This window comes from Skermanella sp. (assembly GCF_059503625.1).
In genome coordinates this window covers 1-7,710 of sequence record NZ_JCACHA010000896.1, presented here as the reverse complement: position 1 = coordinate 7,710, position 7,710 = coordinate 1, and the positions used below count along the sequence as shown (strand labels likewise).

6 protein-coding genes are annotated in these 7,710 nt (G+C 65.7%); all 6 read right to left on the bottom strand.

Features of this window, described 5'->3' with window-relative positions:
• Positions 1-212: 212 nt before the first annotated feature.
• Positions 213-1,682: an MBOAT family O-acyltransferase gene (locus AC5JJ6_RS32670; protein WP_496046049.1), complete on the bottom strand. Its 1,470-nt coding sequence runs from the start codon at positions 1,680-1,682 to the stop codon at positions 213-215.
• A complete protein-coding gene (locus tag AC5JJ6_RS32665; protein ID WP_496046048.1) occupies positions 1,672-2,676 on the bottom strand; it encodes a hypothetical protein in 1,005 nt (334 codons plus the stop codon). The genes AC5JJ6_RS32670 and AC5JJ6_RS32665 overlap by 11 nt, the downstream gene beginning before the upstream one ends.
• Before the next feature lie 557 nt (positions 2,677-3,233).
• Positions 3,234-4,751, bottom strand: a complete 1,518-nt coding sequence (locus AC5JJ6_RS32660) for an O-antigen ligase family protein (RefSeq protein ID WP_496046047.1) — start codon at positions 4,749-4,751, stop codon at positions 3,234-3,236.
• Position 4,752: 1 nt separating this feature from the next.
• Entirely contained in the window at positions 4,753-6,102 is a 1,350-nt protein-coding gene (locus tag AC5JJ6_RS32655; RefSeq protein ID WP_496046046.1) for a lipopolysaccharide biosynthesis protein, read from the bottom strand.
• On the bottom strand, positions 6,092-7,198 hold the full coding sequence (locus AC5JJ6_RS32650; RefSeq protein WP_496046045.1) for an endo-1,4-beta-xylanase: 1,107 nt from the start codon (positions 7,196-7,198) through the stop codon (positions 6,092-6,094). Before AC5JJ6_RS32650 ends, AC5JJ6_RS32655 begins: the two co-directional genes overlap by 11 nt.
• 17 nt (positions 7,199-7,215) lie before the next feature.
• On the bottom strand, positions 7,216-7,710 hold a 495-nt coding region (locus AC5JJ6_RS32645; RefSeq protein WP_496046044.1), incomplete at its 5' end, for a glycosyltransferase.

Here is a 7,710-nt window from a genome sequence, read left to right as displayed (position 1 = left end):
AGGGAGGAGATCGTGAGGGTAAGCACGCTCTTGTACCGGCAGCCGAAGAGTTTGACCGGCGGTCGGCAAGTGTTGGGCCACGGCCCAACCCACGAAGCAGGAGCCTGTAGGTTGGACCATGGCCCAACAAATACCGTCCACACAGCTCAATCTCTTCGGTCTTGGCATCTGGCGGGACTACCCGCCGAATGCGCCGGTCCCCGTCCGTCCGCTCAGAAGTTGAAGTAGATGAACTCGCTCACCGCCGACAGGCGGGTCAGCGTGAACAGGAAGCAGGCGGCGGCGACGCCCGCCCAGACCGGCGTGAAGCGCCAGCGCGGCACGGCGGCGAACCGTTTCCCGCCCTCGCCCATGATCCACTCCTGGGTATTGGGAGCGATCAGGGCCAGGGCCAGCAGCAGCGCTATCTGGATCTGGTCGCGGTACTCGTACAGGTCGGCAAGGCTCAGCGGCGCAGAGGTCCAGCCGTTCGCCCCCGCCATGGCATGCAGCATCCCCATCGCCTCCCCGACCGATTCGGCGCGGAAGAAGACCCAGGCGAGCGTCACGCAGAGGAACGTGATGCCGCGCGCCAGCCATACGCCCGCGGCGGAACCCGACGACTGCCACCCCAGGGCGGAGCGGAGCGCGTGCCAGCCGTGGTTGACGATCAGGAACGCGCCGTGCAGAGCGCCCCAGATCACGAAGGTCCAGGCGGCGCCGTGCCACAGCCCACCGATCAGCATCGTCAGGAACAGGTTGACGTAGCGCCGCCCCCTGCCCTTCCGGTTGCCGCCCAGCGGCACATAAAGGTAGTCGCGCAGGAACCTGGACAGCGTCATGTGCCAGCGCCGCCAGAAGTCGATGATGTTGACCGACTTGTAGGGCGAGTCGAAGTTGAACGGCAGCCTGATGCCGAACAGCAGGGCAAGGCCGATCGCCATGTCGGAATAGCCGGAGAAGTCGAAGTAGAGTTGCAGCGAATAGGCCAGCGCCCCGGTCCAGGCCTCCCCGGCCGTCAGCGCCTGCTCTCCGGCCACGGCGAAGACCGGGGTCGCGAAGCCGGCCAGCGTGTCGGCCAGCACGACCTTCTTCCACAGGCCGGCGACGAAGAAGGTCAACCCCATGGCGAAGTCGGCATGGCTGAAGCGCATCGCCTCCGGCTGGCGGAACTGCGGCATCATCTCCCGGTGGTGGACGATCGGCCCGGCGATGAGCTGCGGGAAGAAGGTCACGAACAGGCAGTAGTCCAGGAACCGGTATTCGGCCGCCTTGCCCTCGGCGGCATCGACCAGATATGCGATCTTCTGGAACGTGAAGAACGAGATGCCCAGCGGCAGGACCACGGCCCGTATGCCGAAGTCCAGGCCGGTCAGCGCGCCGACATTGTCCACGATGAACATCGAGTACTTGAAATAGGCGAGCACCGCCAGATTGGCCGTGATCCCGAAGACCAGCAGGCTGCGCTTCGCCGCCGCCGGCGCTCCCGGCTCCGTCAGCTTCATGCCCAGCAGATAGTTCGCGACGATGCTGGCCATCAGCAGCGGGACGTGGACCGGGTTCCACCAGCCATAGAAGAACAGCGACGCCACCACCAGCCACAGGAACGGCAGGCGGGTGTGGCCGGTCAGGCAGAGCAGCCGGTAGACGACCAGCGTTACCGGCAGGAACGCCCCGATGAAGACGTAGGAATTAAAGAGCATGGTCGGGACCCCCGCCGGCCTGACCGGCGCCGGCATGGCTGAGGCTCAGCTCGGACTTGTCCAGTTGCGAGATCAGGTATCGCATCAGCAGCGGCACGGACTTCCATTGCAGATGGGCATGGTCGGTGAACTGGTCGTTGGTCAGGTGCAGCCCCTGCTGGGCATCGATCAGCACGGTCCGGGTCGGCTCCAGTCTGCGCGAGACCTCCCGGCGGAACTCCGCGTCCCGCACCCCGCCCGGATCGTAGGCGTCGCGCCAGGCCGGCATCTGGGGCAGCAGGACGACGATGAAGTCGATGCCGCGCCTGGACAGGTCCTCGCTCATGGCGCTCAGATGGTCCAGGCAGGTGGGGTCGAGCTGGAAATCCTCGCGGATCTCCGGTTTGGGCAAGGTGAAGGGGCCGGAACCGTAGGGGTCCATCACCAGCGACGCCGAAATGTCCTTGCCCGACCGCATGCCGGGCAGCTCGACCACGTCCCGCGCGAAGGACACCGGCCGGAAGTTCTTCAGGTACAGGTGCCAGGCCGATTGCTTGTCGAAGACGTAGCCCTTGGCGTCCTCCGGCCGGAAGAACTCGGTCGGAGATGTGGCGCAGGCGGAGAAATCCCGCATCGAGAAGACCGACATCACCGATTTGACGCTCGGCATGTTGTCGAGCAGGAAGTCGGTGTAGAAGGCCGTCTGGTTGACGTAGAGGAAGCAGGGGGCCGCGTTCAGCGGCTCGACATCGTTGCCGTAATGCTCCTCGAAGACCGAGAAGTCGAGGTTCCGCCACGTCACCGAGGATCCGACGGCGATCAGGCCGGGGTTCCGGATCTCGGTATCGTGCATGAACTTGAACTTCTCGTCGATGCAGTTGGTGGCGGTGACGGGAGGGGCCGGCAATCTGCCCACGGCGGACAGGCCGGCAAGGCCGGCTCCTCCCAGCACCAGGAACAGCGCGCACCACAGGATGAAAGCGATATTGAAACGCAGGGCGTTGGAATCGGTCATTTAGAAAAAGCTCTCGGTCTTGCCCGACCGGCTCGCCCCAGGAACGACTATGGGCGGCCGGTCCGAACTGAACAGACGGGCATGCTCGACGCCCGCCGGGTTCCCGGCGTGCTGTGATCGGTTCCGCCCCGGAAAGGGCAGCATGCATCTGGGAAACGCCGCGAAGACGCGGCCGTTCACCGCCGGAGCAGGACTGCCGGCAGGGACGGATCGATCACGTTGGCGTGCGAGAGCTTATGGCGGTGCGCTGGGAACGCACCGTTGACCGTTCCGCGACACGGCGGCAGGCCGGAAGGAACGGGGTGCCGCCGGCAAGCCGAGCGAGGAGACCGCGGTGCGGACGAGGGTGAAACGGCGCCGCGCCGAAGCGGCGGGGCGTCCCTGAACAGGATCGAAGTTGCTGGCTAGACTAGTCCAGACTCGCATCTGTTGCTCTTCACCACGTCAGAAAAAACACGAGCACGAAAGCGGCGTTTTATTAAACTACTTCAATATTAACTCAGGTCAGGCAGTTTTGTTTCCTGAAAATTCCAGGGCGTTGGAGGGAGGACGCTGCCTCAGCCGGCGAGACTTTCGGACAATCTCTTTCCCTCCGGCTGGATCACGCTTCCGGATGCCCTGTCGGTGCCGAAACCGGCGCCAAGTGATATGCCCTCTTCCATTCCGCCGGGTCCCGCCCACAGGGCGGCGTCGATCCGCCGCCGTTCGACCACGTAATAGGCGCCGAGGGCTATGGTGAACATCCAGATGATGCTCAGCGTGCCGGGCAGCCGGGTGTAGAAGGCGGTTTCGGTGATGCCGCTGACCAGCAGCGCCAGCAGCATGACGTCGCGGAACAGGTCGGGACTGATCAGGAAGGTCCGGAGCTGGATGACCAGGATCGTGACCAGGAACAGCGTCCCCACGATTCCGACCGAGAACAGCGACTGGAGGATCAGGTTGTGCGCATGCGTCACCGTGAAGAACAGGAAACGCTCCAGGAAGATGGTTTCCGACGAATTGTGCCCATGGCCCAGGATCGGCGCATCCCCGATCTGCTGGAGCGTGAAGTCCCAGATGACCGACCGGCCGGTCAGCGTCAGCAGTTCGTTGACGTCGCCCGACCGCGAGACCAGCTTGACCAGCTCCTTGGGCAGGACGTTCTCCAGCCCGACCGACGCGGTCGTCAGCGTGACGACCGTGGCGGCCAGCACGCCGATCGGGATCAGCCAGGACGCGCCGGGCCGCACGCGCAGCCAGAAGATCAAGCCCGACGCCAGTACAGCGACGAGCGCCATGCGCGACTGCGACAGCATCAGGGTGGCCAGCGTCAGCACGATGAGGCCGGCCAGGACGATGCGGCGCTTGGGGAAATAAAGCATCAGTGCCGCACAGCAGACCATCAGCATCGCGCAGATGGCGGCCAGCGACACCGGATGGTTGGTGAAGCCGCGCAGCCGGTCGGCCTCGCCCAGGCTGTCGGCGTTGACCGGGGCGAAGCTGGCCGTGAAGGGACTTATGGCAAGCGACGGCAGGACGACCAGGCAGTACCCGATGGTCAGTCCGATCAGGATATCCTTCACCGCCAGCTCGGTCACCATGGCCATCGCGAACAGCAGGGTGCAGAACAGCAGGATGCTGGAAACGATGCTGTCGCCGGGATCGGGCGCCCAGATCGAGGACAGCATCATGAAGCCCATGAAGATCATCGTCGCGGCGCCGATCGGCGTGCGCAGCAGCTCGATGACCGAGTTGATCCGCAGCATCGCGAGGAACGTGCCGCCGAACCAGACGGCAAGCTTCATGGCGACCTGCCAGTCCAGCCCGCCGGCGCCGATCGGCCGGGTGCGCAGGTTGACTTCGGTCAGGAAGATGTAGAGCGCCAGGAACCCGATCCAGGCCCAGCGCCGCCCGGACACGACCGCATGCCCATAGAAGCCGAGCCAGATCACGATGACGAAGCTCAGCGGCACGACGTAGAGCGGCACCTGATCGGCGCCCGCCCCCGACGCCCAGAGCAAGACCGCCAGGAAGGCGAGGCAGACCGCGATGACGCCGCCCTTGAGAATGCGTTGGAAACCCAGCGGAACATCCATGCTACGCGCTCGCCGTCGGTTTGGCTTCTGTTGCCTGATGATGCTTCATGTGCCTGCGGAACTTCCAGAACGACCACGATCCGCTGAGCGCCCAGCCGGAGATCACCCCCAGCAGCGCGCCGTTGGCGCCCAGGTACGGGATGGTCGCGACGCAGACGGCGACGCTGGCGACTCCCGCCCAGATGCGTCCCCGGCCGACCAGTTCCGGCCGCTTCAGCACGTAGAGCGAAGTTTCCGCCGGATAGGCCAGGATTGATACGACGCTGAAGGCGATCCAGAGGTATATCGGAACGGCGCCGTCGGCGTAGGCTCCACCGTAGACGAGGTGGATGATCTGGTGGGGAAACAGCCCCAGCACCAGCCAGATCGGCATGCACATGACGAACAGGACCAGCGTCGCCTTCAGCAGCTGGCGGAACATCTTGCCCATGCCGCCGGCGTTGAGGCTGCGGATCGCGCGCGGCCGGTCGAAATTGTCGACCGCCATCATCAGGACGCTCATCGGCTGGGTGAAGGTGCGGGTCGCCTGGAACAGCGCCACGGCGGACGGTCCGGCCATGATGGTCAGGATCAGCGGCGGGATCTGGTTGTAGCCGTTGTAGGCGACGGCACTGATGCCGGACCACGCGAAGTAGCCGCGCCGCTCGCCGACGAACCGGCGGAGCGGATCGAACCCCGGTTCGATCTTGAACCCGCGATTGCGCGCCCACGACGTCACGGCGGCGGCGGCGGCGGCAAGCCACAGTCCGCCCAGCGCCAGCCAGATGTTCTCCAGCCGGATCGCGAGCCCGGCGCCCAGCAGCAGGATCGCCGAATAGACGGCCGCCGCCATCAGCACGGCGCCGATATTGCCGATCTGGATCGACCAGCGCCGGTTGAATTCCTGGTACGCTCCCGGAATCATCAGCAGCGTCGCGGCCACCGTCATCGCGGCGATCCAGCCGCCGTCCGGCCACAGGAAGTTCAGTCCCGCCGCCGCCGCCAGGCACAGCGCCGTGAAGACGCCCAGCACCAGCACATTGTAGCGCCGCCACGTCCGCCCCGCCTTCCGCAGCAGGGCGTGGTCCGCCGTCTCGATCACGAAGGGGACGACCACGAAGGCCCGGTGCAGGCTCAGCAGCAGATAGAACCCGACCCAGCAGCCGGAGAAGAAGCCGAAACTCTCGCGCGGGAAATGGCGCGCCAGCAGCAGCATGAAGATGAAATTGGTGGCGGAGAGCAGGACCTGCTCGAGGATGGAGTATCGCCGTACCGGATCTGCGAACAGCGCCAGAAACTTGGCGGCTCCCCCTTTCCTCGAACCCGCCACGACCGCCGAAGCGCCCTCCACGGTCTGTGCGTCATCCTTCATCGCGAAGTATCCGGGCGACCGCCGCGGCCGCCTTCTTGGGATTCAGATCGTCGTCGAACGGCAGCGGCCTGTCGTCGGCATAGCGCCGCCGCTGGAAGGTGTAGCGGTCGGTCAGGCCCCAGGTTACCACGGTATCGCAACGTGAATTCGCGAACACGGTTTCCAGGTACGACGTGTACAGGTCGGCGACCTTGGAATCGATCACCGAGGCGTCGCCCGACGCCCGGTCGGCCCTGACGTCCATTTCCGTGACGATCGGCTTTATGCCCATGTCCTGGACTTCGCGCAGGAACTCCCCGAAGGCCTTGGGGTCCCAGGGATCGCCCAGGCGCAGATGCGACTGGAGGCCGAGCGCGTCGATCCGGCCGCCCTCCCCTTTCACCCGTTCCAGCAGGCGCAGGATCGCGACGCGGCGGTCGCGGCTCCAGCGGGCGTTATGCTCCGTGCCGTAGTCGTTGTAGACCAGCTCGGCCTTCGGCGCGATCTCGGCCGCCATCTTGAACGAGTCGGAAATGTAGCGGGTGCCGAACGCGGCCAGCCAGTCGGATACCCGCAGCCCGTCCGGGCGGCCGTCGGTCGGTTCGACCGCTTCGTTGACGACGTCCCAGGAGCGCACGACCCCGGCATAGCGGGTCATCAGCGTGTTCATCCAAGTGTGAAGCACGTCCCTGCCCTGGGCTTCCTTCAGCCGGGGCTTCGCCCAGTCGGGCAGGCCCAGGTGCCAGACCAGGGTGTGGCCGCGAAGCTCCATCCCGTTCTCGGAGGCGAAGGCGGCCAGCTTGTCGCAGCCGCCGAAGTCGTAACGGTCGGGGTTCTTCTGGATATTGTACCACTTCATCTCCCATTCCGGGACGGTGATGTCGCACTCCCGCCGGATCAGGTCGCGGTAGCCTGCGTCCTTGCCCAGCAGCTCGCTGGAAACCGCGGCCCCGTATCGCCGCCGTCCCGCCTTGGCGGCGGCCCGCAGCGGCATCACGCTGTCGGCGGCTGAACCGGTCCCCGGCCCCAGCGCGCAGCCCGACAGCGCCGCGGCCAGGGCTCCGGTGCCGAGACGCCGGAGTACGGCCCGACGGCTGTACCCCGGCGCTGCACCCATCGGGTTCTTCCGCACCATCAGGCGATCGGGTCCGTCTGCCGTTTGCCTTCGGCCACCGAGATGCCCGACGGCCAGCCCAGCGCTTCGTAGGCGCTCAGCAGGACGGGGGCCTGATGTTCCCAGGCCAGCACCGTCTCGATCCGGCGGCGTCCAAGCTGGCCCATCGCCGCCCGGGTTTCCGGATCGTCCAGCAGGTCCAGGATCCTGTCGCCGAGATCGACGGCGGAGTTCCGCTTGGCGTAGACGGCGGCCTCGCCGGCGGAATAGCGGCTCTCGGTCAGGTCGTACTGAACGATCGGCTTGCCGAGCGCCATGTATTCCATGACCTTGTTCATGGTCAGCTTGTCGTTCAGCGTATTGTACGGGTCGGGGCAGACCGCGACCTCGGCGGTGTTGAGCACCGGCACGATGACCTGATCGTTGACCCATCCGGTGAAGGTGACGTAGTCGTCCACTCCCAGGTCGACCGCCATCTTCTGAAGGTTCTCCAGCTCCGGCCCCGATCCCATCAG